Origin of the sequence: Amycolatopsis sp. NBC_01488 (assembly GCF_036227105.1) — a bacterium.
In the GTDB taxonomy this organism is placed as follows: Bacteria; Actinomycetota; Actinomycetes; order Mycobacteriales; family Pseudonocardiaceae; genus Amycolatopsis.
The window spans coordinates 1,976,208-2,001,617 of record NZ_CP109434.1 but is presented as its reverse complement, the minus strand read 5'-3'; the positions used below and the strand labels follow the sequence as shown (position 1 = coordinate 2,001,617).

Genomic DNA, 25,410 nt, shown 5'->3' with positions numbered 1-25,410 from the left:
CGAATTTTCTATCCAGTTACCGCAGCTGGCGCAGGGCGACGATGCAGACAGGCGGCGCCGTGCGCAAATCTGGCAGTCAGCAAATTCAGTCGACGTTTTCGATGACCAGATGAGCAGGTGTCCGGGTTTGGCATCGGTCTGCGGCTCATCCTGTCTGGCTGCGGGGAACCCGGAATATTTGCCGCGCTCGGACTGCACGTCGTAGACCGTAGCCATTCAGTCTTTCCGCGCAACCGTCGGTGACTCTGGGTAGTAGTGGCTGGTGATGGTGCACCGAGAGCAATGCTTGAAACCTGTGGATGGCTGGGAAGGGGGCGTACCTTCCCGGTGACCGGTTGAGGTTTCCAAGCATGGCCGACGCGCCAACGTCGGCCGGGAAGGTACGACCCGATGCTGAGCGTAGTCCCTGATCCTGCTGCTGGTGATGACGGTGCGGCGGGCGGCTCGTCCGCGTCGTCGGTGATCGATGAGCTGGTGCGTGAAGGCGCGCGGCGGATGCTGGCCGAGGCGTTGCAGGCCGAGGTCGAGGCCTATATCGCCCGGTTGGCCGGCGAGCGTGATGAGAACGGGCATCGCCTGGTGGTCCGCAACGGTCACCACGAACCGCGCGAGGTGCTGACCAGCGCGGGCGCGGTGCAGGTGACCGCGCCGCGGGTCAACGACAAGCGCATCGACCCCGACACCGGCGAACGCGAGCGGTCTCCTCGGCGATCCTGCCGCCGTGGGCACGCAAGACCCCGAAGATCACCGAGGTGCTGCCGCTGCTGTACCTGCACGGCCTGTCCTCGGGGGACTTCGTGCCGGCGCTGGGTCAGTTCCTCGGGTCGGCGAAGGGCCTGTCGGGTCCGGTGATCACGAAGCTGACCGAGCAGTGGAAGGCCGAACAACGCGCCTTCGCCGAACGTGATCTGTCCACTGTGGACTTTGTTTATCTGTGGGCGGACGGGATCCACGTCAACATCCGCCTGGAAGAGCAGAAACTGTGCCTGCTGGTGATGATCGGGGTGCGCGCCGACGGCCGCAAGGAGCTGGTGGCACTGGCTGACGGGTACCGCGAGTCGGCCGAGTCCTGGGCGGATCTGCTGCGCGATGCCCGCCGCCGCGGGATGCGTGCCCCGGTGCTGGCCGCGGGCGACGGGGCGCTCGGGTTCTGGGGCGCGCTGCGGGAGGTGTTTCCCGAGACCCGGGAGCAGCGCTGCTGGTTCCACAAGATCGCCAACGTGCTGGCGGCGCTGCCCAAGTCCGCGCATCCCGGGGCGAAGAAGGCCCTCGCGCAGATCTGGAACGCCGAAGACCGCCGGCACGCCCTGGACGCGGTGAAGGCGTTCGATGCCGCCTACGGCGCGAAGTTCCCCAAGGCCGCCGCCAAGATCACCGACGACATTGACGTGCTGCTGGCGTTCTACGACTATCCGGCCGAGCACTGGATCCACCTGCGGACCACGAACCCGATCGAGTCAACCTTCGCCACCGTGCGGCACCGCACCAAGGTCACCAAGGGTCCTGGCTCCCGCGCGGCGGGGTTGGCGATGGCATTCAAGCTCATCGAAGCGGCCCAGGCTCGCTGGCGCGCGGTCAACGCGCCCCACCTGGTCGCCCTCGTCCGTGCCGGCGCACGGTTCGAGGCAGGCAAACTCGTCGAACGCCCCACCGAACACACCCCACCCGCAGCCGCCTAAAAGATCTTCATCCACAGGTCTTGACTATTGCTCCATCGAGCACTGGGAACACGCCTACGACCCGGTCGCGCTCAGCCGGTTCCTCAACGAAGACCTACACGCCCAACAGGAGGACAGCCGTGACTGAAGCATCACTGCTTGACGACGCGATGAGCTACGTCTACCCGGCAGCGTTACGCACCGCCGTTCTCCTCGACATTGCTGACCACCTCGACACCGGGCCACTGCCCGTAGAGGAGTTGGCCCACAAGACCAACACCCACCCCGAACACCTTCACCGCGTCCTGCGCCTCCTCGCGACCCGCGACGTGTTCTGCGAGACCCAACCGGGCGTCTTCGCCATGACCCCTGGCGCCGAAGTGCTCCGCCGGACGCATCCCATGGCCGACGCAGTCCTGTTCGTGACCGGGCCACTGATGTGGAGCGCGATAGGCCAACTCCACCACTCCGCCACCGCCGGCATACCCGCCTTTGACCACGCCTTCGGGGAGCCGTTCTTCGACTACCTCGCCTCTCACCCCGACGACGGAGCCAACTTCGACCGTGGCATGGCCGCGTTCACCGACCTCGAGGTCGCCCCGATCATCGACACCTGCCCCCTGCCGCAGGAAGGCACCGTCGTCGACGTAGCCGGGGGACGCGGCGGGCTGCTCCTGGAAGCGCTACGCGCGAACCCGAAGCTGCATGGCGTGCTGTTCGACCAAGACCGCGTGCTGGCGGATCACCTGCTCGACACTCCCGATGTCGCCGGACGCTGGGAAACCCGCGGCGGGGACTTCTTCGAGAAGGTCCCAGCCGGAGACGCCTACCTCATCAAGCGCATCCTGCACGACTGGAGCGACGACGAGTGTGTGCACATCCTGCGGAATTGCGCCGCGTCGGCCAAGCCCGGAGCACACGTGTTCGCCATCGACGCAGCCATCCCAGAGGGAAACGAGCCACACCCCGGCAAGACGCTGGACCTGTTCATGCCAGCCCTACTGACCGGACGTGAACGCACCACCGCCGAACTCGTCGGCCTATGCTCCACCGCAGGGCTCCGCGTCGACCAAGTCGTCCCCGTACCAGGTACCACCGTTTCAATTGTCGCAGCAGCAGTCGCCCGTTAACTGTTACTTGACAGCGGGCGCCGGTGTCCCTGGACGGCGCGCAGATTCGCCACCTCGCTCACGGTCTCCTCATCCGCGCGGACCTGGTTAACCGCGCTGGGCGCGGAATTCCGAGACGTGGTGATCATCGAGAGATCGGTCGACGGCCATATTGATCGCAGTCAACGATCGTGGCAATGGTTGATAACTCTATTCGCGGGGGTCTCCTCCTTGATCTCGATCGGCAGTGGATCTATGCCCGGGGTGATGAGATACGCGAAGGGAGAGGCCGGTCCGAGAATTGCAACGCCAAACGTGAAATAATCCCCGGTTGGTCTCTATCGCGCGGACAGGCCACCGAGTGGGTCGTCTGCTGCGAGGTTGGATCCAGGAGGTTCGTTCTCGTGTGCGCTGCCACACCGCAGGCACTGGTCCGGTGCGCCGGAACCAGCCGTGGGTGCGAGTGCTGCTGGTGCGTCAGTCCTGTCCCGAACGGTTGGGCGACCGGGGCGGTTGTGGTAACGGCCAGTGAGGCTGTGCCATTCGAGACTTCCGCGGATCCAGCTGCGCAAGTCAGCTAGGTAACGCGCTACCTGAGCAGACCCGCCATAGGCGGCTTCAGGCTCCAGGGCAAGGTACTCGTCTACCTGGCGGTTGTGGAGGTGAACGGTGCGCGCCACGCCTTCTTGGAGGGATTCACCGTGCCGGTCGGCGAGCAAGGCGGGAAGGTTTCCCCGCGCAGCGTGGGTTACGGACTCCTTCGCCGCGGAGTAGATGTCGTTGGCGTGGAGAATCAGCCTGGATGCGCTGATCGTCAATGCGCGGATGGCGGGTGCGTCGTACTCCTCGGCGCTGAGCTCATACCCTCCGACGACGTCGACAGCGGACAGGCAGGCCATAGCGCCGTTGAAGGGGCGTTGGGCAGCGTACTCCCACGGGGCCGGAGAGTGTCTGGTCACCCGCCAAGCGCTCTCGCCGGCCATGGCGAGGCACATAGCCAGGCATTCGCGCCGGAGACGGCCGACTTGGGCCACAGTACCCAACTTGGCGCCGTGTGCCATGACGTCGCGCACTGCGCGAAAGACGGGGTCGGCTTGCAGCATCTGGCGTGATGGCTGACATAGAGGCAATGCGCTGGGTACTTCCACGGAAAGCAGCACACGAGCGAGCCTTGCGGGGGCTTGCTCCGGAACGGCGCGGACGGTGCCAGCGTGGCTGTTGTGATCTTCGATGCCGATCACGAGCAGGCCACCGTCGACCGCCAGCGACGCAAGGTCTTTGGCCAGGTCGGTGTTGATCGTCGCTTTCCCCGTGGGCAGTTCCTGTTTGAGGTCGACCCAGTGCGATTCGTCGAGGAGCCCACCCGCGGCGGCCTGGACGACGTCCGACCATGTGGCGAGGCCCCGTCTTTCCCTGTCGGGGCCTAGATAAGCGGTGCTTCGGACGGGTCACTGTCCACGGTGACCAACGCCGCGAACCTCACGGCAAGCGACTGACCAGCGCAGATGCCACACCGGAACGGACCCCTGCCTGTGGAGACTGACCTGGCGCGAACAGCGGGTCCAGACGGCAGCCAAGCCGCTGCGGCCAGCCCGCGCACTGGGAGCCGGGCAATCGTGAATCACTCGCCGTCAGCCGGCCGTACCGCAGCGCCGATGGCCGTGTCCGTGGCCGACGCTCGATCGATCTTGGGCCACGGATGCGGCGCGTCGCCACGAGCGGCGGGTCCCCCGACCAACTGGTGAAAGGGGTTCCACGGTCGTCGTCGGCGACGGCGACTGGCCGCTGACAGGCGACCCAGCTGTTGTCGCCTGAGTTCGGTCAATCCGACGAGCTCGACCGGCGGGAGCGGGCGGCCGATGACCCAGCTCAAGAGGAGATCCGCAAGCTCCGGATTGCGGGCGAGCACCGGGCCGTGCAGATAGGTGCCGATGACACGGCCCTGCACGACGCCGTCCACGCCGTTGCCGTTGCCGTTGCCGCGGATGACACGGCCGAGTGGGTGCGCCGCAGGCCCCAGTTCGGTGTACCCGCGGTGATTCTCAAACCCAGTCAGCGGTTCGCTGAGCAGACTCGGTTCGGGTTGGGTGATGACTTCGCCGATCGAACGGTGCGTGGCCGGTGTGGTGACGACATCGAGCAGCCCGGCGCCCGGCTGGAGCGCACCGTAGTCCAGGGTGAACTGTCGTCCGAGCAGCTGAAGGCCGGCGCACACCGCGAGAACCGGGGCACCGCGGTCGACGGCGCGAAGAAGACCGGGCTGTCGGGTGAGGACCTTGGCGGCCAGGGTTTGCGCGGAATCTTCACCGCCCCCGAGAAGATAGACATCGAGTGAGGCAGGAATGGCTGCGCCCAGCGGGAGGGGGACGACCGTGGCCGGGATGTCTCGCCACGCGAGACGGCGATGCAACACCTCGGCGTTGCCGCAGTCGCCGTAGGTACCGAGTAGGTCAGGCAGCAACAGGCCGATGCGAACGACGGATTCACTGGTCATGCGGAAGCCTCGCAGTCACGTCGCGGAAGGCCGTGTAGTTGGCCACGAGGTCGACCGGTCCCGGGGGCAGGCGAGTGATGGCCTCGAGCGGGTCCGGCTCGATCCAGTGGGCGACTTCGCCGTAGCTCAGGCGTACCGAGAGGTCCATCAGTCGCTCGCCGGAGACCACGACGCGGCGTCCACGCAGGCTTTCGAAGTTCACGTCCCACAGCCAGGACAAGTCGGCTCCGTCGGCCTGCCGCGCGTTGACCGCGAGCACGGCCGGCGCTGCATTCGACCCGAGGATGTGTAGGGTTTCGGCCCAGCCCGCCGGGTTCTTGGCCAACAGGATTCGCACCGTGTGGTTGCCGTAGGAGGCGAGGCGATAGCGGCCGTCGACCTCGCGGACTGATCCGGCGGCGGCAGCAGCCGCAGCGGCCGGGACCCCTAATGAGGCGGCGGCGGCCGTGGCGAACGCGAGATTGTGCCTGTTCACCTCCCCGGGCAACGACGTCGCCAGGGGCACCCGGAGCCCGCCCGCGTGCATCAGGTCTCCGCCGCGGTCGACGGTCCACCGGGGTTCGGGGCGTGCGAAGCCGCAGAAACAAGACCAGTGGCCGACGGTTTCGCGTATCGCGCTGCCGCATCGGGGGCAGCTGGCACCGTCGCGTCGCCACGTGGTGCCCGGTGATATCCACAGCGGTATCGCGGCACCCCATGCCGCTGATGTCACCAGGACGTCGTCGCAGTTGGCAAGCACGACCGTTGACGAGCACTGCGCGAGCGCGGCTCGCAGTACCCTCTCGGTCCGGCGTACCTCGCCGGTGCGATCCAGTTGGTCCCGGCTGAGGTTGAGCAGCACGACCATGGCCGGGGTGACGTCGGCCAGCACGGCAGGTAAATGGTTTTCGTCGACTTCGAGCACGGCGCACGGCGCGTTCGGGTCGGCCGCGAGGGCCGCGGCCAGTCCGTCGGGCATGTTGGCCCCGGTGTCGTTGCACGCGACGGCGGCCAGCACATTCATCGCACGAGCCAGCATGCAGGTGGTCGTCGTCTTCCCGTTCGTGCCGGTGACCAGCACGACGACCTTGTCGCGGCACAGATCGGCGAGTGCGGTCGGCTGCAGGGCGAGAATGACCCGGCCGCCGATGACTGCGCCACGGCCCAACCCGGCTGCGCGTGAGCCGCGGGTCGCGAGCCTGCCCAGGCCGGCGGCCAGCGCCGTCCTGAGGGGCAGGGCGGCCCGGGCGCGAAAGGCGAACGAACCAGTCATGGTTGTGAGAGTATGAACATGCGGGTAGGTGGCCGTCCAATATGGGGTTAGAGCTCTGCAAACTCCTCGATTCACTCAGTCGGTTGACCCTCGCTATTGCCGGAGATCGCTCGGCATATTCCGGGAGCTGCTGGCGCGTTTTCCCAAACGAGGTGTGGATGATCAGTGTGGCCACGGTCGCGATCCGTGCCCGCGCCGCCGCCACACCAAGAGTCGCCAAGGTGCTCGACCAACGGTTCAACGCATGGCAGCCGGACCGATCACCGTGCACCGCTTACGCAACGCGGCGCCCCACCAGGCCCGCAGATCGCAAAGGACGCGGCGCCGGACTCCGGCTCGAGCAGCTGGGCGGCTTCAGGCCTGGCCACGCGGACCGGGGCCACGCCTTCCCAGCCTAGAAGGCCCCGGCCGCCGCCGAACGACACGCGCATTCATCGTCCCGGGTGACTGAGCAACGCCCGACAACGCGAAACTGCCGCACCCCCGCCAGACAGGAAGTGCGGCAGCCGACCGACGCGAATCAGTCCTTGTGCGTCACGCCCTTGACCGCGTCTTTGACCTTCTCGCCCGCCTGCTTCAGCGCACCCTTGGCCTGGTCCGCCTTGCCCTCGGCCTGCCACTGCTCGTTGCCCGTGGCATCGCCAACGGCTTCCTTGGCCCGACCCTTGAGCTCTTCGCCCTTGTTCTCCAACTTGTCGCTCATAACGCGCACCTTTCCTCACTAGGACGCTCCCGGACAGCCCGTCGCCCAGCCAGCGCATTATGGGTACCCAGTTCGCCGCCGACTATGGGATCAACCTCGGCATGGTGTCGTTCGCGGGATCCGCGACGCTCCTGGTCAGCCCCACCACTCGCCGCGAGAGGTGTGGTCCAGGTGATCGACACGCTCCAGCTGGCTCAGTCCACCGCCACGGGGAGGGTTTGTTCGCCGCGCTGCAGGCCATCGAGGCACTCTCGGCCGTCGTGGGCGGTGTCGACGGCCCGCCCCGGCGCGGATCGTGCTGATGACCGACGGCAAGCAGACCGTGCCCCAGGATCTCCCCGCCCCCCGGGGTGCCTACACCGCGGCACTGGCCGCGGAACAGCAAGGTGTCCCGGTCTCAGGTATCTCGTTCGGGGACCAAGAACGGCGTCGTCGACATCGATGGCAGACCCGCCCCGGTCCCGGTTGACGACGAGGCCGTACAGGAAATCGCGCGGCTGTCGGGTGTGCAGTACTTCAAGGCCGCCAGCGCCGAGGAGATTAACAAGGTCTACGCCGATCTCGGCCAGCACATCGGCTACGAGATCCGGGACGCGGATGCCAGCAGGCCGTGGATGGCACTCGGTGTGATCGCGCTCATCGCAGCCGCTTTCAGTTCACTGCTGCTCGGCCAACCGCTTCCCTGATGCCGCGAACACCGATCGGCCTCCCGGTTCGCGAGGGACAGGGCCATCTCCGCTGGCGCCGAGAATCGCGACGCCCGGCGTAAGGCAGACCGATCGAGCCCCGAGCCGGTCGACGCCGCCGGCTTCCGATGGGCGGGCACCGGTTGGCGGGTGGGGCCGTCCACTGCCGAATACAGCTCCGACCAGCCGAACCAGACTCCGCCCAGTAGTGTCGCGACCGTCAAGCCAAAGGCTATCCGGTCAGGCATCGCCCGCCGCCGGGATACCCGGTCCGATGCGTATTCCGCCATTCTCCGACCCCCGCCTTCCCGGGAGCCGGTGCCCGATCCGGCCGGCCGCCTGGTCAGGTTTCTACCGTTTCATCCCTGTGAGTTCGGTAAGTGCAGGTAGCGGCCAGTCGCAAACCGAGCTGTCGCGTCCGGCACGACCCTCACGGGGCCGTCGAGACGGCACCTTCTGACGAAAACGGCGAGGTCTGCCGCGGCGACCGACCTGCCGGGCGTCCAAGGCTGCTGGCCGGTCCACGGACATCGGCCGGACCGACCCTCCGGTGTGCAGACCCCGAAGTCGCGGAAATTGTCGTCCGAAAGGCCGATTGTACGTTGCGTGGACGCTGAGCGGCGCCCGTCGGTATCGAGAAAACCGGCAACGGGCGCCAGCGCGTATCGGCGGGGAGCGGCTGCACCGTCCGGTACAGGCAAAAGTGTTGCCGCCGGGCGACCGTCAGGCCGTATGAAGGAGGCCGGCGTCCGGCGCGCTCACCGAGAGGCCTACAGCTGGATCGTGGTCCCCATCACGACGGTGCGGTCGACGGGCAGCCGGAACGCGGCCGCCTGGGAGGGGGCGTTGTGCGCCAGGCCGATGAACAGCCACTTCTGCCAGCGGGGCATGCCGCCCGGCGGACCGGGGTTGATGGTGACTCTGGAGAGGAAGTAGAACGCGTTGTCCAGGTCGGTCTCGAGTTCGGTGGTGAGCATGAACGCGTCGCGCAGCGCTGCGGGGATGTCGGCGTCGTCGTGGAAGCCGAACCGGACCGACAGGTGCACGATGCCGTCGTGGGCGTGGGACAGGGAGTCGACGGCGAGGCGCTCGTTGCGGGACACGTGCGGCACGTTCTCGAAGACCATGGAGACGATCACGACGTGTTCGTGCACGACGCCGTTGAACTCGGCGTTGGCGCGCAGCGCCAGCGGGACGGTCTCCTTGGTCGGGTGCGGGAACACGGCAGTGCCCGGGACTCGCGTGGGCGGGTGGTCGCGCAGCTGGTCGACGAAGTCCGAGAGCCGGCCTTCGGTTTCGGTGCGCCGGGCGGTGACGAGGCGGCGGCCGCGCTGCCATACCAGCATGGTCGTGACGGCCAGCCCGCCCAGCAGCAGCGGCAGCCAGCCGCCGTGCACGATCTTGGTCAGGTTGGCGGCGAAGAAAGTCAGCTCGAGGCCACCGAAGACCACGGCCACCAGCACCAGCCGCCACCACGGCCACTGCCATGCGGCGCCGGCCAGGATCAGGAACAGGGCGGTGGTCAGCAACAGCGTGCCGGTGACGGCTACCCCGTAGGCGGTGGCCAGCGAAGCCGACGAGCCGAATGTGACCATCAGGACGAGCACGGCGCCCATCAGCAGCCAGTTCACTCCGGGTACGTAGATCTGGCCGCTCTCCCGCGCCGAGGTGTGCCGGACGGTCAGGTGCGGCAGGAAGCCCAGCCGGATCGCCTGCCGGGTCACCGAGAAAGCGCCGGAGATGACTGCCTGGGACGCGATGACGGTGGCGAAGGTCGCCAGCGCGACCATCGGGATCTGCGCCCAGTCTGGGACGAGCAGGTAGAACGGGTTGCGCACGGCGTCAGGCTGTCCCAGGATCAGCGCCCCCTGGCCGAGGTAGTTCAACGTCAGCGCGGGAAAAACGACGGCAAACCAGGCCCGGCGGATCGGCGGACGGCCGAAGTGCCCCATGTCGGCGTAGAGGGCTTCGGCGCCGGTGATGGCCAGCACCACGGCGCCCATGGCGATGAAGGCGACGTATGGGTGTTCGAAAACGAAGTCGGCGGCATAGGTGGGGGAGAGGCTTCGCAGGATTCCGGGGCGCTGGAGGATGTGCGGTAGGCCGAGCAGCGCCAGTGCCAGGAACCACAGCAGCATAACGGGGCCGAACAGCCGGCCCACCCGGTGGGTGCCGAACCGCTGCGCGAGGAACAGGACGATCAGGATGATCGCGGCGATGGGCAGGATGGCGTCGCGGATGCTGGGGGTGACGACGTCGATGCCCTCGACCGCGGACAGCACGGAGATGGCGGGAGTGATGACGCTGTCGCCGAAGAACAGCGACGCACCCACTACCCCCAGGGTCGTCGCCAGCGCGGCCAGCCGGGCCCGGCCGGGGACCCGTCGGCGGATGAGCGTGGCCAGCGCCAGGATGCCGCCTTCGCCGTCGTTGTCGGCGCGCATCACGAACAGCACATACTTCACCGACACGACGAGCAGGATCGACCACAAGACCAGCGACAGCACGCCGTAGACGTCGTCGGGCACTGGCCGTACCCCGCCGTTGTCGATCGAGAAGACGGTTTGCAGCGCGTACAGCGGGCTGGTGCCGATGTCCCCGAACACCACACCGAGTGCTCCCAGGGCCAGAGTGACCGCCGCGGGCCGCCGGGGGTGTTCGGTGTCGCGCGCGGACGGCTTCGGTTCGTTGTGTTCAGAGCTCACCCGGTCAGTGTGCCCACCCCCGCCACAGGGAACCGCGCAGACACTGCCGAGGGACCGGCAGGGTTCACCTGAGCGCGGCCCAGGTGGTGGCCTCGGGGAAGTCTCGCCGCTGGACGGGTGGCCGCCGTCGGGCTGGCCGCCGACGTGGTGTTCGGCGAGTCCAATTCCGGAACGTGCTGGATGTCCGTAAAGGCGCGGGTCGTGCGCTGTGGCCGGGTGTCCTGTGGCGGGGTAGACGCCGTCAACCGACGTCTGTGCCGACCCGTTTGGGACGTTTGGTTCATCGATGCCGGGGTAAATCGACGGTTGCTGACAGCGGCGACGGAGGTGATGTCGTGCCGCACCTACCCGGTATCCTGGCCTCGTTGGCACCGGTGCTGGCGCACTATGGCTATCTCGCGGTGTTTGGCTTGGTGTTCGTCGAGGGCTTCGGTCCGCCCGTTCCTGGGCAGAGCATCCTGATCGTCGCCGGTGTCTATGCCGGCGCAGGTCAGCTCAACATCGTTGTCGTCGGCGTCATTGGTTTCCTGGCCGCGACTGGCGGGGACAATGTCGGTTTCGTCATCGGTCACTTCGGTGGCCGCAAACTTGTCTTGCGCCTGGGGCGTCGACTGTTTCTGACCGAAGAACGGCTGGCGAAGGCGGAGAAGTTCTTCGACAGGCGCGGCGGCCTTGTCGTCGTCATCGCCCGGTTCATCGACGGCCTGCGTCAGGCCAACGGCATCGTGGCGGGGCTGGCTGGCATGTCGTGGTGGCGGTTCCTTGCCTTCAACGCCCTCGGCGCGGCGCTGTGGGTGGGTGTGTGGACCTCGGCCGGCTACTTCGCCGGTGATCACATCGAGGTCATCTACGGCCAGTTTCAGCGGTACGAGTGGTGGGTGTTGGCCGCGCTTGCCGTGCTGGTTGCGTTGCTGGTCGCCCGCTGGATCGTTCGGCGCCGCCGCGTTCGCCCCGCCGAGCCGACCGAGCCCACCGAGGGACCCAAGCCCGTCAAGCCCACCACGGGCTCAGCGGATGGTGGCCACCCGGTCCAGCCTGGAGATCCGCAGCAGCATCTGGATGGCCTTGGTGTCGGGGACGAGGAACGTTCGCCGCATCGGAGCGGCGAGGTCGGCCAACGCCCGGATCGCTGAGCTGTCGCACTTCTGATCGGCACGTGGGTGATGCTGTGTACAGGCCAGGCATCCCGGTGCATCGTTGCGAAGGTGTTCGTGCAGCCGGAGGAGTCGCGGGCCAGCTTCCACGCCGTCCACCACGGCCTCTTGCGGCGACATCCGTACCTCCGCAGGCGGACTGCTGCCGGCAGAGCGGGCAGTGTCCGCAACCTCCCTCAGTCTTTGGGTGGGAGGGCGCAGATTTCCCTACGGGGCAATGACTGCCGCCCGGCGGATCCGACAAGTGAGATCACCGATGTCGGCCCCGAGGAGGGCAAGTGAGGATCAACCGTGGAGCAGCGCGCCTGCTCGTGCTGGCCGTGCTGAGCACAGGCGTGCCCAGCGCCGGTGTGCTGGGCGCCGCCCCTGGCGCGGCGGCGTCCGCCCAGGGCACAGTGATGCCCGTGCTGGACAGCGTTCTCGCCACGCAGTTCGCCCGATCACCGGCGGTGCCGGGCATCGCTGCGCGAGTGGACGCATCGGGTCTGCGCTGGGAACGGGCGGTCGGGAAGGCCGATCGAGCCGCCGGCACCCTGCTCAACGCCGGCAAGACCTTCACCGCGGCGGCCGTGCTCACGCTCCTCGACCAGCGCCGGGTGACCCTCGACGCCGCCGTTGCCCGGTACCTCCCATCGCCGTACCTCGACCTATGCGTCGCGGCGGCTACGACCCGGACCTGATCACCGTGCGCATGCTGCTCGACCACACCAGCGGTCAGTACTACTACGCCAACGACGACAGCTACCGCGAGGCAGCTTTGACGGCCTTGCACCGGCATTGGCTCCCGACGAGCAGATCGGCTGGGTGATGGATCACGGCCACCCCTACGGCGCCCTCGGCGCGCTGTTCCACTACTCCGACACCGGTTACGTTCTGCTGGCCCGGATCGTGGAATCGGTCACGGGCAGTTCCAGGCGGCCGCCTACTGCCGGCTGCTGCGCTACGACCGCCTGGGCCTGACCGCCACCTGGTTCGAGACCCTCGAGCTGGCCCGGGCACCGCAGGTGCCCGTGCTCCCCAATTCGTGGTGCGACGATAGGGGTCTGCAGATCCCGCTTCCTCAGCTGGCCCCCGTTGCGGGTCGAACGGCTCGTTCGACGAGGTTCCACCCATCAGCGGCGCGTGCATGTCGACGCGCAGCGCTGGCGAGGGCGAGCCCGCTCGCAAGACCTTGTCGTGCCCGCATCGCGAATTGGTGTGGTCGGCTTCCGGGGTGGATCAGGTGGCGTCCGGGTCGACGGGTGCTCGCTCGCCTGCTCGCAATGGTGTGACAGTGGGCGTTGCCGCGGTGGTGGTCACCGGCGGTGCGGTGTCCTCGAGGAGGTAGTGGGTGGTTTCGGCAAGTCGAATTGGCCCCAGTTCGGCATCTTGAGTTCCAGAGGTGATCGCAACACCAGCGTCGAAAGGTGTTGCAGTGACTGGATCCCGACGGTGCCGAACCGGGGCCAAATCACGATGCCACGGCCAAGTGGGTGAGTGCGGTCTTCGGGTTGAACGTCCGGAGCGATTGCAGGTCCTGCAGGGGTTTGCGTAGCTCCCGGAGCTCCGGCCCGAGCTCTGATCGGAGCTGCTCTTGCGCGCCGGAAGCGAAGCTGCGGATCTTGCGGACGTTCTGTGCCAGCCAGCGGGTGGATTCAGGCAGCCGTTCGGGGCCGAGGATGAACAGGGCGGCGATCAGCAGGATCAGCAGATGTTCCAGGCTGAGACCGAACATGCCGCCTCCTCGGTGTCCATTGTGGCCCGCCTCGTCATCGGCTGCCCCCGTGGCCTGGCTTCAGGGGGACGTCGTTGGGTGGCGGCAGGGTTTTGCCGTTGCGGAGGATGATCGGCCCGATCGGTTGTGAGCCGCCGGGTGGTGGCGGCGGGGCGGGGGTGGGTTTCGGCACCGGGTGGGGTGGCGGTGGCTGGGTGAGGGGGTTGCCGGGCCGGGGTGGCGCGGGGGCGATCGTCGCCGTGGCGCTCAGGTCGACGAGGTCCGCCAGGCCGGCGTCGTCATCCAGACGGGGAACACCCAGCGGCGGCAGGCCCAGCAGCTGCAGCGCGGTTTTCGGGATGCTGACGTGAGAGCACCAGCGGGAATCGATGCGCTGTTTGACCCGGCCGCCGAACATCAGCAGCGGCACCCTGGGTCCGTAGGCGAGCTGCACCTTGTCGGGTGTGTGCTCGACGTCGGGAGTGGCGACGTGGTCGTCGTAGCCGCCCCAATCGTCCCATGTCAGCAGGAACACTGTGCGTTCCCACAGCCCGGCTTGCACGACGGCGTCCACCGCCTGCCAGATCGCGTTCATCCCCTGGCTGACGTCGGCGGGTGGATGTTCGTCCAGGGGCGAGTCGTGCCACATCATCGACAACGGCGGCAATGTGCCCTTTTCGGCGTCGGTGACGAACTGTCCGGAACGGACGATGCGTGAAGAGCCGGAGAGCTGCTTGTAGAACTGCACGGGATATCCGCTGGACCCGGTGTAAGCGCGCCAGTCGGTGCCGTGGTCCTGGGCGTGGCCGGGCAGCGATGGCATGTCCCAGACCGGCTGCGGGGCTGACCGCGGCGGGTTGCGCAGGGTGGGGGACTGGCCGCCGACGATGAGCAGGTGGTTGGGGGTGGAGTTGGTGCCGAAGCCCGAGCAGTGGTTTTCCAGGAAGGCCCCGGTCGCGGCAAGCCAGGCGTAGAACGGCAGCGCGGCCGTCGTGTCGAACTGCACGTGGTCGCCGGTGCTCGCCTTGGTCAGCCAGCGGTAGTACGCATGCCGGTCGTGCGGCTGATCGGAAGCCGGGGGATTGGCCGACACGGGCCATCCAGTCGCCACGTTGGCCCCGTAGGCGGCCATCGACCGGAAGTAGTTGTCGGTGGTGTGGTTCTCCTGCGTCATGATCACGACATGGTCGACCGGGCTGGGCATCGGCACCCTTCCTGCGTCCGGTGGACAGGCCGCCGGCGCGCGACCTCGTCATCGCGAACTCTCCTACCTGCCCTCCAGTGTGGTGCCGCTCGTTGAGAGAATGCTGAGCGTCACGCTCACGACGGCTGACCCGCGGGGCTCGGCGTTCCCCTTCGCCGTCGTGATCGCGCGAGCCGTCGGCCTGTCCGAGCAGCCTTCAGTTGACGCAGGTCAGCCCGTTGGCGGTGATCGACGCGTCGCCGGCCGGCTGCGCGGTTTGGCTGGCGGGTGCCGTGCCCGAGGTGCCCGCAGTGGCGTGGTAGTCCGTGCCGAGCACCACTCGGAGGTGGCCGCGGGCAAGCCCCGGATCGGCCGCGATCCCGACACCGTTCCCGAGGTAATCGGCCACCTGCCGTGCGGCGGTCTGCTCGCCGGTGGCGTAGTCGACGACCGAGGTGTGCCGCGTGGCGACGTTGGCCACGCCGCCAGCATGGAAACCCAGCCCGGTGATGCTCTGGGACACGGATGCGGCCAGGCCGTTGGCGCCGCTCGCATTGCGGACGTCGACCGTGACGGCCGGATCGCCCGTTCGCCCGCCCGCGCCGGAATTCGCCGGTGACGGTGGCGACGCCGTTGTGCTTGGCGGCGCAGCCTCAACGGAGGCGTTGATCGCGGTCTTGATCGCCGCCTGGACCTCCTGCGGGTTGACCTCGACCGCCTCGCCGTCGCCGATGGTCTTCAGGGCGACGTTGCCCACCGGGATCGTCTTGAACACGGTTCTGTATTGCGAAGGACAGGGCTGGCGGGACCGCGCCATCGACCTCGCAGCGCAACTCGAAGCGAGCGAGGTCGACTACCTCACGGAACAGTGGGCCCGTGATCATGGCGCTGTCCCTGCAAGCCTCCGGATCGCCCTCGTGCATGCGGCCTCGGCCGACCGGGCTCCACGACCCAACGTGACCGAGTTGTCGAATTGGGAGCGACAGGAGCTGCTCAACCAGCTCGCGGCCGAAGAACGCAGGCGCGCGCGAGCAGTGTGGCGCATTGTCGAACCAGCGCCCGAGCTTTGGGAACCGCTCGCCCGTAACGGCGACGACGCGCCGCACGTCCGCCGGATCCTGCTGATTCGGCGGAGCAACTCACAGACGCGGTCCTCATGGCGTGCCTGGCCGCAGTGACCGGCGACAACCTCCGCGACGGCGACGATTTGATGGCGGGGGTGCGCCTCACACTCGCGGCAGACCTGGTGCGACGCTGGCCACGTCTGCGGCAGATCGCCCGAGAGGACCTCAGCCGAGTCGTTCGGGAAGCCAGGGAAGACGGCTGGAAGCCCGCCGGACGGTTCCACACCAGCTGGGACGAAATCACCGCGCTCGCGGAACTCAGTGACGATACAAACTTGCTGGTCGACGCAGTCGCCGCCGCGGTAGCAGCAGACAAGCCCGGATACTCCTCGCGATCCGGGGCAGCCGAGCCCACTTGGGAGGACAAACGCGCTCGCGCCATCGGCGCGCTCTCTGCCCACCCGGCCACACCTCGCAGCGATCTGGCACGCCTGGTCCCGCTTTGGATGAACAGGCGTTACTGGCGATGCTGCCGCACAGCGACGGTGACCTGGAGACCGCGGTGCGTGGCAGGCTAGTACTGCAACGGCAGTCAGGTGAGTGGGTAGCCGCGTCGTTTGTACTCGCAACGCGGTGGTCGGCATCGACCTGTCCTCCGGTACGCCGGCCGAGGTCACGCGGCTGCCGACCGTCCGGCAGCCGAACACGGTCGGCGTCGACTCGGCGACCGGAAGGCTGTTCGTCACCGGTACGGCCGACGGCGTTCTCGAGCTGATCGACCCTGGCTGAACACCGTCGTGACACTGGGGACAGCAGCGGCCGCTGACATCTCTGCAGCTCCCGGGTGGCTAGCGACGGGGAAGGATCGCGGCCAGGTCGATGGTGCCGTTGGTGACCGCGGCGGCGAGGTCGGTCAGGCGCAGGTGGTGGGCGCGGGCGTAGGACCGCAGTTGCGAGAACGCGTCGTCCATCGAGAGTCCGCTGCGCTGGGCGAGTACTCCTTTGGCCTGCTCGATCACCACGCGGCTGTGGAGCGCGGTTTGCAGTTGGCCGGCGACTTCGGTGTGCTGTTCGATGGTGCGGTGCTGCAGGATCCCGATGGTCGCGACGTCGGCCAGTGCCTGCCCCAGCTCGATGTCGTCGCGCTGCAGGTCTCCGGGGTCGACGCCGAGAAACGTCAAGACGCCGATGACCTGGTCGCGCAGGCGCATCGGGATAGCGTGCACCGCGCGGAATCCGCATTCGCGGGCGGCGGCGGTGAACCGGGGCCAGTGATCGGTCTCGGTGCGGAGGTCGGCGCAGGAGACCGGGACGCCTCCGCGGACGCAGTCGATGCACGGCCCGTCATCGGTCTCGACCGCGAACAGCTCCAGCAGTTCGGCGCGCTCGGACGAGGTCGCGGCCACGCGCAACCCGCCGTCGGGATCCAGCAGGATCACGCTCGCCGCGGACACGCCGAGCAGATCGACGCACTGCTCGGCGAGCATGGAGAGGAAGTCGGAGACGTCGAAGTCGGCGACGAGGGTGTCAGCGAGCCGGACGAACGTCCGTGAGACCAGCCTTTCCCGGTCGTGCCCGACGTGGCCGTGGGTTTCGGGTTCGGCTGCCATGCTCAGGCTCCCTGACCGTTCAGTAGTGGCTTGTGCCATCTGGTTTTCGCCTAAGGGATGTCTCGTAACTGTTGTTGTGGTTGGTGGGCTGGTGTTGCGGTCAGTCGGTGAGGAGGATGTTGTGCAGGTTCGCGATTCCGGAGACTGTGTCGGCGAGCGTGCTCGCCGCGCGACGGTAGTCGCGGAGGATCTTGAAGTTCTTCATCCGGGCCAACACGTGCTCGACGCGAGCCCGGACCTTGCGGTGGGTCGCGTTGAGGCCTTCCTTCCAGTCCGGCAATTCGCTGCCGTCACGGGGTTTGCGATACGGCATGACCACCTCGGGATTACCTTGATAACCACCATCGGCCATGACCGGCCGACCGGCGAGTTGCTCGGCCATGCCGGAGTCGCGGTAGACGGTGCAGTCGTTGCGGCTGCCCGGTCGCGGGTCGCCGGTGGCGATGACCAGCCGGGTCTCGGCGTCGATCGCGACCTGCACGTTGGTCGAGTACCGGTAGTTCTTCGACGGCGTCGCCAACCGGTGATCCCGGGTGGGCACCAGCGTGCCGTCCACGATCGCCACCGCATCGAACCGGCGTTTCCGGACCGGGGCCAGCGCCAGCAGCGGCCCGATCGAGTCGATCACCCGATGCGCCGCCGAATGCGACACCCCGAACAACGGCCCGATCTGGCGCATCGTCAGATTCGTCCGCCAATACGTGGCCACCAGCAACACCCGGTCGGCCAGCGGCAACGCCCACTGCCGGCCCGGGCGGCCGTCCGCGATCTCGTCGCCTCCTCGCTTCGCGACCAGCCGCACCAGCTTGCGGAACTGGTCAGGCTCCAGCCCGGTGAACGGGGCAATCCACTCCGGCTTCGACGCTGTGATCACCTGCACCACACCAACATGATCAACTATCGGTCCCGCCGGCCCGACGCCGGGTTACGAGACATCCCTTAGTCAAACACGGGTCCCCCGTTTTCGGTGCTCGTGTTCGGCCGGCGAGGAACGCGGTGATCGGCTGCCACCAGGAGTTGCCGGGGCGGTGGCCGAAGGCGTCCTGACGACGCCGTTCCCGGATGCGGCGGGGAGGTGTCGGGGCCAGCACGGCGGCCGCCCATCGATCCGCCCACCCGGATGGCCGGGCAAGATGGTTCTCGGAGGTTGAACGAGCGGTCATGGCTGACTCCAGCATTCCCACGGGGCCGCTGGGGTCTGGAGCGACTCAGACGTATTCGGTTGTTGGTGATTCGGTGATCGGTCGGCCGTGGCTTGGCCGGATCCGGTGACAACTTCACGAGATCACCCTGCCGGGCGAGCCTCGGGTCGGAACGAACACCGGCAAGCCTGGGGATCGTGGGCACGACACGCTCCAGGCCTTGATCTCCTGCCGCGTGCCGGCATTGAGACCGGCTGACGGCCGCAGGGCCCGTCCGAGCTGATACGTCGGCTCACGACGATCGAATTTCGCCGGAGCCGAATCGAGAACCATGAGAGATGGCGTAACGGGACCAAGGGGAAGCGACGGCGTGAACCAGACGAGATAGCTATGAGACAGGCGCAGGGCCGGGCAGGATGCCGTGTTCGAAGTAGCAGACGTGATGATGTCGAAAGTCTCCCGGGCCGGGTCTGCGGTAATGGGTGGCGGAGCACTTCGGCGGAACCCAGCTCCGGCTGTGTGCCGTTGCCGGTGACCTCGCCGACGGCCTGAACCTCACCGCCCGCCCTGGCCCGCCACTGTCCACGCGGCCAACGGCTCGGATGACGGCATGCGCGCGAGGCGTTATGCTGAGGTCACCGCGCCGGGAGAGCCGAGACCACGCGCTCGCGACGATCACCGATCGACAGTCGACCCGGGTTCCGCGCCGCGAGGTCGGCACGCAGGAGCTGATCGTGGACCACTCCAAACGTCGTGTTTTTCGGCGTGCCGCCGTTAGGCCGTCGTTCACCGTCGTCCATTCCCGTCTTCCGGCGGGTAAGCCGCCGCTCACCCTCGTGCGTCCCGGCCTGTCGGTGGGCAAGCCACCGCTGCAGCTCACCCTGGCCCATCGACCGGGTGTCGTGGTGCTCGACGCTGCCGGTGAAATCGACCTGGCCACCGCCCCCGCTCTCAGCGAGGTGCTCGCCGACGCGATCGCCCGGCGGCCGCCCCTGCTCGTCGTGGATCTGACCTCGACCACGTTTCTGGCCTGTGCCGGGCTGTCGGCGCTAGTGGCCGCTCGCCATCTACTCGGCGCTCGAAGCAGCTTGGCCGTGGTCGCCGGGTCGCGGGCGACGTGGCGACCGCTGCACATCACCGAGGTGGATCGGATTCTGGCGGTGTACCGCTGCCTCGACGACGCGTTGATCGACGCCACACCGATACCCCAGCAGTTGGTGCTGAGGACTGTCGTGGCCGATGCCGCGATCCTGGTGACCGCGACCGGGGGGACGCAGCCCGGCGATACCGCGGCGGTGACGAGCGAACTCCGGCACGCGTGCGAGCTGTGCCGTGGCGTCGTCCTGTTCGATGTGTCGGCCTGCACGCTGCCGGTTGCCGACATCGTGCGCACCGCCACCACCGGGGCCGGCCCGCATCGGCATCGTGTGCGTGTCCTGACCGCCGACCAGACCCTGACCGAAGCCTTGGACGCCGCCGGCATCGCGCACTGCCGCTCGGCAACAGCGAACGAATGAGTCGCCCCAGCGGACGCCCAGCCCGGCGGCGGATCCGGCCTGGGCGGTGAGCCGCCGGAGGCCGCGGATCTCACCGGCGCACTGCCCACGCACAGGGCGGCACGCGAGCGCCGGCACGGTCCAGCCCGCCGTGGCGCCGATAGTCGACGCCGCCAGCCGGATGGCACCGAACACGACAAACGCGGTCCAGCCCGTGCGAGTCGGCATCGGATGCCGCGGCCTTCGGTAGTGATTCCGATCCGGTGGCCGTGCACAGCCACCGGGGAGACAGCGGAAAGCAGCACCAGGGGTCTTGGGCGCCAACGTCGGCGGGTCGCGCCGACAGTGTCAACACTGTCGACCGGACGGTGCTGATGCGAGTGCATCCCCGTCCGGCAACGGGTGGGACGTTTCCTATTTCCTGGTGGCGTCGCAACGCAGGAGATTGGAACCACCCTCGATTGTCGCCGTTGCGTTCCGTTGCGCGGCCGATCGGCGTACGTTGTGGACGTGGCCGGTCCACCGGCCCCACAGTTGCTGGTGACGTCGGTCCGGACCCCGCTGACGCGACCGCGGTCGACCGGATGTGAGCCGGACATGAACGAGATTTCCAGCCATGCTCCGGCGAACAGCCGGCCTCGCCGGATTCGGCGCGATTTCCTTGACGCGGAACGGCGCCGCCTCAACCGCGTCACGGTGTTGGGTGTGTGCCCGTCGACCGTCACGGACGTGGCGGGGTAGTGCTCGTCGACTCGGGAGGTCGTCATGATTGTCTTGGTCGTTGTCCTTCTGGTGCTGTGGCTGATCGCCGCGGTCATCGGCTTTGCTTTCAAGGGATTGGTCTGGCTGGCCATCGTGGGGATCGTGCTGTTCGTCGGCACCGCAGTCATCGCCTTCGTCCGCCGCAAAGCACTTCGCCGTTGACGGCTCAAGGGAGCCGCGCAGTACCGCGAGTGATCCTGCGAGCGGCTCGGAGTTCGATGTCCTGGACGCGCGCGGGCGAGCAATGCTTGAAACCTGTGGATGGCTGGGAAGGGGGCGTACCTTCCCGGTGACCGGATGAGGTTTCCAAGCATGGCCGACGCGCCAACGTCGGCCGGGAAGGCACGACCCGATGCTGAGCGTAGTCCCTGATCCTGCTGCTGGTGATGACGGTGCGGCGGGCGGCTCGTCCGCGTCGTCGGTGATCGATGAGCTGGTGCGTGAAGGCGCGCGGCGGATGCTGGCCGAGGCGTTGCAGGCCGAGGTCGAGGCCTATATCGCCCGGTTGGCCGGCGAGCGTGATGAGAACGGGCATCGCCTGGTGGTCCGCAACGGTCACCACGAACCGCGCGAGGTGCTGACCAGCGCGGGCGCGGTGCAGGTGACCGCGCCGCGGGTCAACGACAAGCGCATCGACCCCGACACCGGCGAACGCGAGCGGTCTCCTCGGCGATCCTGCCGCCGTGGGCACGCAAGACCCCGAAGATCACCGAGGTGCTGCCGCTGCTGTACCTGCACGGCCTGTCCTCGGGGGACTTCGTGCCGGCGCTGGGTCAGTTCCTCGGGTCGGCGAAGGGCCTGTCGGGTCCGGTGATCACGAAGCTGACCGAGCAGTGGAAGGCCGAACAACGCGCCTTCGCCGAACGTGATCTGTCCACTGTGGACTTTGTTTATCTGTGGGCGGACGGGATCCACGTCAACATCCGCCTGGAAGAGCAGAAACTGTGCCTGCTGGTGATGATCGGGGTGCGCGCCGACGGCCGCAAGGAGCTGGTGGCACTGGCTGACGGGTACCGCGAGTCGGCCGAGTCCTGGGCGGATCTGCTGCGCGATGCCCGCCGCCGCGGGATGCGTGCCCCGGTGCTGGCCGCGGGCGACGGGGCACTGGGGTTCTGGGGCGCGCTGCGGGAGGTGTTTCCCGAGACCCGGGAGCAGCGCTGCTGGTTCCACAAGATCGCCAACGTGCTGGCGGCGCTGCCCAAGTCCGCGCATCCCGGGGCGAAGAAGGCCCTCGCGCAGATCTGGAACGCCGAAGACCGCCGGCACGCCCTGGACGCGGTGAAGGCGTTCGATGCCGCCTACGGCGCGAAGTTCCCCAAGGCCGCCGCCAAGATCACCGACGACATTGACGTGCTGCTGGCGTTCTACGACTATCCGGCCGAGCACTGGATCCACCTGCGGACCACGAACCCGATCGAGTCAACCTTCGCCACCGTGCGGCACCGCACCAAGGTCACCAAGGGTCCTGGCTCCCGCGCGGCGGGGTTGGCGATGGCATTCAAGCTCATCGAAGCGGCCCAGGCTCGCTGGCGCGCGGTCAACGCGCCCCACCTGGTCGCCCTCGTCCGTGCCGGCGCACGGTTCGAGGCAGGCAAACTCGTCGAACGCCCCACCGAACACACCCCACCCGCAGCCGCCTAAAAGATCTTCATCCACAGGTCTTGACTATTGCTCCGCGCGGGCGGTGATGATGCACGAGCCGGCTGCCCCGAGGCCGGCGGAGGAGAAGAACGTCACCGACGTCAGGCCGATGACCAGCACAGGCGGGCTGCCCTTTGGCGCCACGGTCACTGCGCCGGCCAGCTGACCTGCTGGACAGTGGCAGCGTGGTGACGGCTCGACCAAGACCCGCTGACCAGGGCTCAAGGAGCGTCAACGTCACATCATGCTTGAGCAGCGACTGTTGACCAGTGCCGCAGATCGGACCGACGCGCATCCGAGTGCGACGGTCACAACAACCCTGCCGAGTGCAGCTACTGACACCCCCGAGATCAACTGCCTCCTCGCCCAACACGAACTCGGCGGGGCGGCCCGGACCTACCCTCGCAAGATGGCGCGGTTCGGATCCGGTCGAGTAGGTACCGGCGAGCCGTGACCATTAACAGGCATGGCGCATCGGCACGGGCGGGATCGTACCGAGACGCTGTTCGCCAGGCTTGCACGTACACCTCGAGGGTGACGTCTTCGGCCTGTTCCGCGTCCGGCAGGACGCTGAGGATCAGCCCGTACACCGCGGGCGCGGTGCGGTCATAGAGTTCGGCGAACGCAGCGACGTCGCCGTGGCCCGCACGCTGCAGCAGCGTCCGGCAGATGTGTGACGTTTGCTGTCTATCATTATGGCCGCTCCAGGGTGGACGCACAGCACTCGCACCGCCGGGGGCGCGGGCAGCCTTTGGTGATCACCACGATACCCCCGCGTCATCGATCGGCGAACGCAGCGTTTAGCGGGCAGGTGCGCTCGCCGCGCGCAGTGGCGCGCTGACCTCGTGCAGGTGCTGCAGCACGTAGTAGTAGGTCTTGAACAGCCCACACTGGGCGTAGTCGATCCCGTGGTCGTCGCAGAACTTCCGGACCACGGGCTGCGCGCGGCGCAGGTTGACGCGCGGCATGCTGGGGAACAGGTGGTGCTCGATCTGGTAGTTGAGCCCACCGAGGGTGAAGTCGACCCAGGGGCCGCCGCGGACGTTGCGGCTGGTGAGGACCTGCTTGCGCAGGAAGTCGAGCTTCGTCTTGTCGGTGTAGGTGGGCATGCCCTTGTGGCCCGGCGCGAACGAACAGCCCATGTACACGCCCCACAGCCCCTGGTGCACAGCGACGAATGCCAGCGCCACCGGCGGGGACAGCACCACGCACACCGCGCCGAGGTAGACGCCGATGTGGGCGAACAGCAGCACCGCTTCGAGCCGGCGGTGTTTGACTTCGTCGTCGCGCACCGCCTGGATGCCGGCCCAGTGCAGACTCAGACCTTCCAACAGCAACAGCGGGAAGAACAGGAATGCCTGGTGCTTCGACGTCCAGCGCACGAGCCCGTGCTTTTCGCTGGTCTGCCCGCGGGTGAAGGCGAGCAGCGGGATGTCGAGGTCGGGGTCGTCGTCCTCGTGGTTGGGGTTGGCGTGGTGGCGGGTGTGCTTGCCCATCCACCAGCCGTAGCTCATGCCGACGAGGCCGCCCAGTGCGTAGCCCAGCCGGTCATTGGCGCGGCCGGTGCGGAAGATCTGGTTGTGGCCGGCGTCGTGGCCGAGGAACGCGACCTGCGCGAACGCCACCGCGAAGAACACGGCGGTGACCAGCTGCCACCACGAATCACCTACCACCGCGAACGCGACGAACCCGCCGATCAGCGCGAGCAAAGTGAGGCTGATTTTCACCGCGTAGTAGCCATAACGCCGGTCAAGCAGACCTTCACGTCGTACGAGGCGGCCGAGTTCTCCGAAGCTGTTGCGCGACGACGCGCGGGTGCCAGAGGCGCCGCTCAGCGGAGACATAGCCATGCGAGTCCCTTCCGCAAGTACTGCGGTGCCAGGGGCTGGGGCGACCACTCTTACCCGGGGTGAATTCCCGCCGGCGCCCTGCGTTAAACGAGAGCGCTGAACGCGGACACGGCAGGTCCTGACCAGGGCTTGGGCAATCTGACGACCCGCCGCGCGCGATGAACTACGCGTCGATTCGGCGGCAGCCGACTATATGGGCGCCTGCGAGGTGACGGCGTCCGCGGTTCCTGCGGACGTCCGCTCGAAGACTCGAGCTTCGATGTCGCCGAGGGCCGCCCCGAAGTTTGGGCCGGCCGCCGCCACGGCTCTGGAGTGAACCAGCGGTGGCGACGACCGGCGGAACGCCGCCGCTTCGGCGTTCCCCAGCGACGGATCTCCCGCCGCCAGGCTGAGCACCACAAGTGCATGTGGCCTGGGTACACATGACGCGGCCGCTGCAGCTCCGTGAACACGAAGCTGCAGCGGCCTGCTACGACCGGGCCGCCCGCAAGGGGAGGGCAAACGGCCCGGAAGCCGGTGTTACTTGTTGGTGCCGGGGGTGAGGACCTTGTCGATCACGAAGACGGTGGCGTTCTTGGTGGGGATGTTGCCGCACAGGATCTTCGCCCCGTTGACGGTCATGTTCTCGCCCGAGCCTTCGATCTTCAGCGGGCCGCCGGCGGTGTTCAGGCTGTCAAGGGAACCGGCGGTGGCGAGGCCCTTGGAGTCGTAGCGCTTGCCGACGACGTGGTACTGCAGGATCGGCGCCAGCTCGGCCGGCTTGCCCGCGAGTTCCTTGAACTTGGCGTCGCCCAGCGCGGCGAAGGCCGGGTCGGCCGGCGCGAACACGGTGATGGCGGGCTGGCTGTTGAGGGTGTCGACCAGGTTGGTGGCCTTGACGGCCGCGACCAGCTTGGTCAGCAGCGGGTTGGTCGAGGCGGCCGACGCGACCGGCTGCGGGCCCATCGAGTCGAGCGAGCCGGGCGCGGAGCCCTGGGGCAGCTGCGAACAGGCGGGGCCGAAGACGTCGGCGTTGGTGGTCACGCCGTCGGACGCGGCGGCGCTGGAGGACGGTGCGGCCATCGACGAGGTCGGGGCCATCGAGCTGCTGGAGCTGCCCGAGGACGCGGTGCCACTGCTGCCACAGGCGGTCAGGGTCAGCGCGGCGGCCGCAGTCAGACCAATACCGGCAATACGAAGGTTACGCACGAGAATTCACTCCAATTGAT

Annotated in this window: 22 protein-coding genes and 3 pseudogenes; 11 read left to right on the top strand and 14 right to left on the bottom strand. The window is 67.8% G+C overall.

Annotated features, from left to right (window positions below; translation table 11 throughout):
- Positions 1–390: 390 nt before the first annotated feature.
- Positions 391–1,679 (top strand): annotated as a pseudogene (locus OG738_RS09585) (IS256 family transposase).
- Positions 1,680–1,798: 119 nt separating this feature from the next.
- Positions 1,799–2,788: a methyltransferase gene (locus OG738_RS09580; protein WP_329052946.1), complete on the top strand. Its 990-nt coding sequence runs from the start codon at positions 1,799–1,801 to the stop codon at positions 2,786–2,788.
- Positions 2,789–3,105: 317 nt separating this feature from the next.
- Here OG738_RS09580 and OG738_RS44625 read toward each other — a convergent pair whose 3' ends face one another.
- Positions 3,106–3,870 carry a terpene synthase family protein gene (locus OG738_RS44625; RefSeq protein ID WP_442875934.1) on the bottom strand — a complete coding sequence of 255 codons (765 nt, stop codon included), beginning with the start codon at positions 3,868–3,870 and terminating at the stop codon, positions 3,106–3,108.
- Between the two features lie 108 nt (positions 3,871–3,978).
- Here OG738_RS44625 and OG738_RS09575 point away from each other — a divergent pair, with 108 nt between their 5' ends.
- Positions 3,979–4,194, top strand: coding sequence for a hypothetical protein (locus tag OG738_RS09575; RefSeq protein WP_329052945.1), 216 nt, complete (start codon positions 3,979–3,981; stop codon positions 4,192–4,194).
- 194 nt (positions 4,195–4,388) lie between these two features.
- Here OG738_RS09575 and OG738_RS09570 read toward each other — a convergent pair whose 3' ends face one another.
- The 3 genes from OG738_RS09570 to OG738_RS09560 form a co-directional block, all read right to left on the bottom strand.
- On the bottom strand, positions 4,389–5,261 hold the full coding sequence (locus OG738_RS09570) for a type 1 glutamine amidotransferase (RefSeq protein WP_329052944.1): 873 nt from the start codon (positions 5,259–5,261) through the stop codon (positions 4,389–4,391).
- Complete coding sequence (locus tag OG738_RS09565; RefSeq protein ID WP_329052942.1) at positions 5,251–6,513, bottom strand: DUF1727 domain-containing protein; 1,263 nt, start codon at positions 6,511–6,513, stop codon at positions 5,251–5,253. Before OG738_RS09565 ends, OG738_RS09570 begins: the two co-directional genes overlap by 11 nt.
- 520 nt (positions 6,514–7,033) lie before the next feature.
- Positions 7,034–7,216 carry a CsbD family protein gene (locus OG738_RS09560; RefSeq protein WP_329052941.1) on the bottom strand — a complete coding sequence of 61 codons (183 nt, stop codon included), beginning with the start codon at positions 7,214–7,216 and terminating at the stop codon, positions 7,034–7,036.
- 71 nt (positions 7,217–7,287) lie between these two features.
- On the opposite strand from OG738_RS09560, the pseudogene OG738_RS09555 reads away from it, so the two are divergent.
- A pseudogene (locus OG738_RS09555) lies at positions 7,288–7,902 on the top strand (VWA domain-containing protein); the annotation flags it as partial.
- 770 nt (positions 7,903–8,672) lie between these two features.
- On the opposite strand, the gene OG738_RS09550 reads toward OG738_RS09555, so the two are convergent.
- Positions 8,673–10,607 (bottom strand): potassium transporter Kup, encoded by a 1,935-nt coding sequence (locus OG738_RS09550; protein ID WP_329052939.1) that lies wholly within the window; start codon positions 10,605–10,607, stop codon positions 8,673–8,675.
- Between the two features lie 374 nt (positions 10,608–10,981).
- On the opposite strand from OG738_RS09550, the gene OG738_RS09545 reads away from it, so the two are divergent.
- The gene (locus tag OG738_RS09545) at positions 10,982–11,740 is read left to right on the top strand and encodes a DedA family protein (protein WP_329056629.1); all 759 of its coding nucleotides are present in this window, start codon (positions 10,982–10,984) and stop codon (positions 11,738–11,740) included.
- Positions 11,741–12,039: 299 nt separating this feature from the next.
- A complete protein-coding gene (locus OG738_RS09540; RefSeq protein WP_329052937.1) occupies positions 12,040–12,441 on the top strand; it encodes a hypothetical protein in 402 nt (133 codons plus the stop codon).
- 770 nt (positions 12,442–13,211) lie between these two features.
- Here the strand turns inward: OG738_RS09540 and tatB are convergent.
- The 3 genes from tatB to OG738_RS09525 all read right to left on the bottom strand — a co-directional run bounded on the left by tatB (position 13,212) and on the right by OG738_RS09525 (position 15,412).
- Positions 13,212–13,475, bottom strand: coding sequence for a Sec-independent protein translocase protein TatB (gene tatB / locus OG738_RS09535; protein ID WP_442875876.1), 264 nt, complete (start codon positions 13,473–13,475; stop codon positions 13,212–13,214).
- A gap of 34 nt (positions 13,476–13,509) precedes the next feature.
- Positions 13,510–14,658, bottom strand: coding sequence for an alkaline phosphatase family protein (locus tag OG738_RS09530; protein ID WP_329052936.1), 1,149 nt, complete (start codon positions 14,656–14,658; stop codon positions 13,510–13,512).
- Positions 14,659–14,854: 196 nt separating this feature from the next.
- Positions 14,855–15,412: a LytR C-terminal domain-containing protein gene (locus OG738_RS09525; protein WP_329052935.1), complete on the bottom strand. Its 558-nt coding sequence runs from the start codon at positions 15,410–15,412 to the stop codon at positions 14,855–14,857.
- Between OG738_RS09525 and OG738_RS09520 the strand changes: the two genes are divergently transcribed.
- Both OG738_RS09520 and OG738_RS09515 read left to right on the top strand, forming a co-directional pair.
- The gene (locus OG738_RS09520) at positions 15,405–15,815 is read left to right on the top strand and encodes a hypothetical protein (protein WP_329052933.1); all 411 of its coding nucleotides are present in this window, start codon (positions 15,405–15,407) and stop codon (positions 15,813–15,815) included. The two genes, OG738_RS09525 and OG738_RS09520, sit on opposite strands and share 8 nt — an antisense overlap.
- A gap of 519 nt (positions 15,816–16,334) precedes the next feature.
- Positions 16,335–16,490: a hypothetical protein gene (locus OG738_RS09515; RefSeq protein ID WP_329052931.1), complete on the top strand. Its 156-nt coding sequence runs from the start codon at positions 16,335–16,337 to the stop codon at positions 16,488–16,490.
- Between the two features lie 59 nt (positions 16,491–16,549).
- Here the strand turns inward: OG738_RS09515 and OG738_RS09510 are convergent, their stop codons facing one another.
- Positions 16,550–17,311: a GAF and ANTAR domain-containing protein gene (locus OG738_RS09510; protein WP_329052929.1), complete on the bottom strand. Its 762-nt coding sequence runs from the start codon at positions 17,309–17,311 to the stop codon at positions 16,550–16,552.
- A gap of 100 nt (positions 17,312–17,411) precedes the next feature.
- Positions 17,412–18,191 carry a transposase family protein gene (locus tag OG738_RS09505; RefSeq protein WP_329056627.1) on the bottom strand — a complete coding sequence of 260 codons (780 nt, stop codon included), beginning with the start codon at positions 18,189–18,191 and terminating at the stop codon, positions 17,412–17,414.
- 744 nt (positions 18,192–18,935) lie between these two features.
- Here OG738_RS09505 and OG738_RS09500 point away from each other — a divergent pair.
- The 3 genes and pseudogenes from OG738_RS09500 to OG738_RS09490 all read left to right on the top strand — a co-directional run bounded on the left by OG738_RS09500 (position 18,936) and on the right by OG738_RS09490 (position 22,352).
- On the top strand, positions 18,936–19,970 hold the full coding sequence (locus tag OG738_RS09500) for an STAS domain-containing protein (protein ID WP_329052928.1): 1,035 nt from the start codon (positions 18,936–18,938) through the stop codon (positions 19,968–19,970).
- A gap of 744 nt (positions 19,971–20,714) precedes the next feature.
- Positions 20,715–20,873 carry a hypothetical protein gene (locus tag OG738_RS09495; RefSeq protein WP_329052926.1) on the top strand — a complete coding sequence of 53 codons (159 nt, stop codon included), beginning with the start codon at positions 20,715–20,717 and terminating at the stop codon, positions 20,871–20,873.
- Positions 20,874–21,063: 190 nt separating this feature from the next.
- Positions 21,064–22,352: pseudogene (locus OG738_RS09490) on the top strand (IS256 family transposase).
- 24 nt (positions 22,353–22,376) lie between these two features.
- On the opposite strand, the gene OG738_RS09485 reads toward OG738_RS09490, so the two are convergent.
- The 4 genes from OG738_RS09485 to OG738_RS09475 all read right to left on the bottom strand — a co-directional run bounded on the left by OG738_RS09485 (position 22,377) and on the right by OG738_RS09475 (position 25,390).
- Entirely contained in the window at positions 22,377–22,502 is a 126-nt protein-coding gene (locus tag OG738_RS09485) for a hypothetical protein (protein ID WP_329052925.1), read from the bottom strand.
- Positions 22,503–22,702: 200 nt separating this feature from the next.
- Entirely contained in the window at positions 22,703–23,071 is a 369-nt protein-coding gene (locus OG738_RS44620) for a sigma factor (RefSeq protein WP_442875875.1), read from the bottom strand.
- Between the two features lie 81 nt (positions 23,072–23,152).
- Positions 23,153–24,196, bottom strand: coding sequence for a fatty acid desaturase family protein (locus OG738_RS09480; RefSeq protein ID WP_329056625.1), 1,044 nt, complete (start codon positions 24,194–24,196; stop codon positions 23,153–23,155).
- A gap of 525 nt (positions 24,197–24,721) precedes the next feature.
- Positions 24,722–25,390 carry a fasciclin domain-containing protein gene (locus tag OG738_RS09475; protein ID WP_329052923.1) on the bottom strand — a complete coding sequence of 223 codons (669 nt, stop codon included), beginning with the start codon at positions 25,388–25,390 and terminating at the stop codon, positions 24,722–24,724.
- Positions 25,391–25,410 lie beyond the last annotated feature (20 nt).

Coding starts and splice junctions, on each gene's coding strand:
- OG738_RS09495 (WP_329052926.1), top strand. CDS start 20,715: ATGATTGTCTTGGTCGTTGTCCTTCTGGTGCTGTGGCTGATCGCCGCG.
- tatB (WP_442875876.1), bottom strand. CDS start 13,475: ATGTTCGGTCTCAGCCTGGAACATCTGCTGATCCTGCTGATCGCCGCC.
- OG738_RS09530 (WP_329052936.1), bottom strand. CDS start 14,658: ATGCCCAGCCCGGTCGACCATGTCGTGATCATGACGCAGGAGAACCAC.
- OG738_RS09570 (WP_329052944.1), bottom strand. CDS start 5,261: ATGACCAGTGAATCCGTCGTTCGCATCGGCCTGTTGCTGCCTGACCTA.
- OG738_RS09560 (WP_329052941.1), bottom strand. CDS start 7,216: ATGAGCGACAAGTTGGAGAACAAGGGCGAAGAGCTCAAGGGTCGGGCC.
- OG738_RS09510 (WP_329052929.1), bottom strand. CDS start 17,311: ATGGCAGCCGAACCCGAAACCCACGGCCACGTCGGGCACGACCGGGAA.
- OG738_RS44625 (WP_442875934.1), bottom strand. CDS start 3,870: ATGCTGCAAGCCGACCCCGTCTTTCGCGCAGTGCGCGACGTCATGGCA.
- OG738_RS09480 (WP_329056625.1), bottom strand. CDS start 24,196: ATGTCTCCGCTGAGCGGCGCCTCTGGCACCCGCGCGTCGTCGCGCAAC.
- OG738_RS09565 (WP_329052942.1), bottom strand. CDS start 6,513: ATGACTGGTTCGTTCGCCTTTCGCGCCCGGGCCGCCCTGCCCCTCAGG.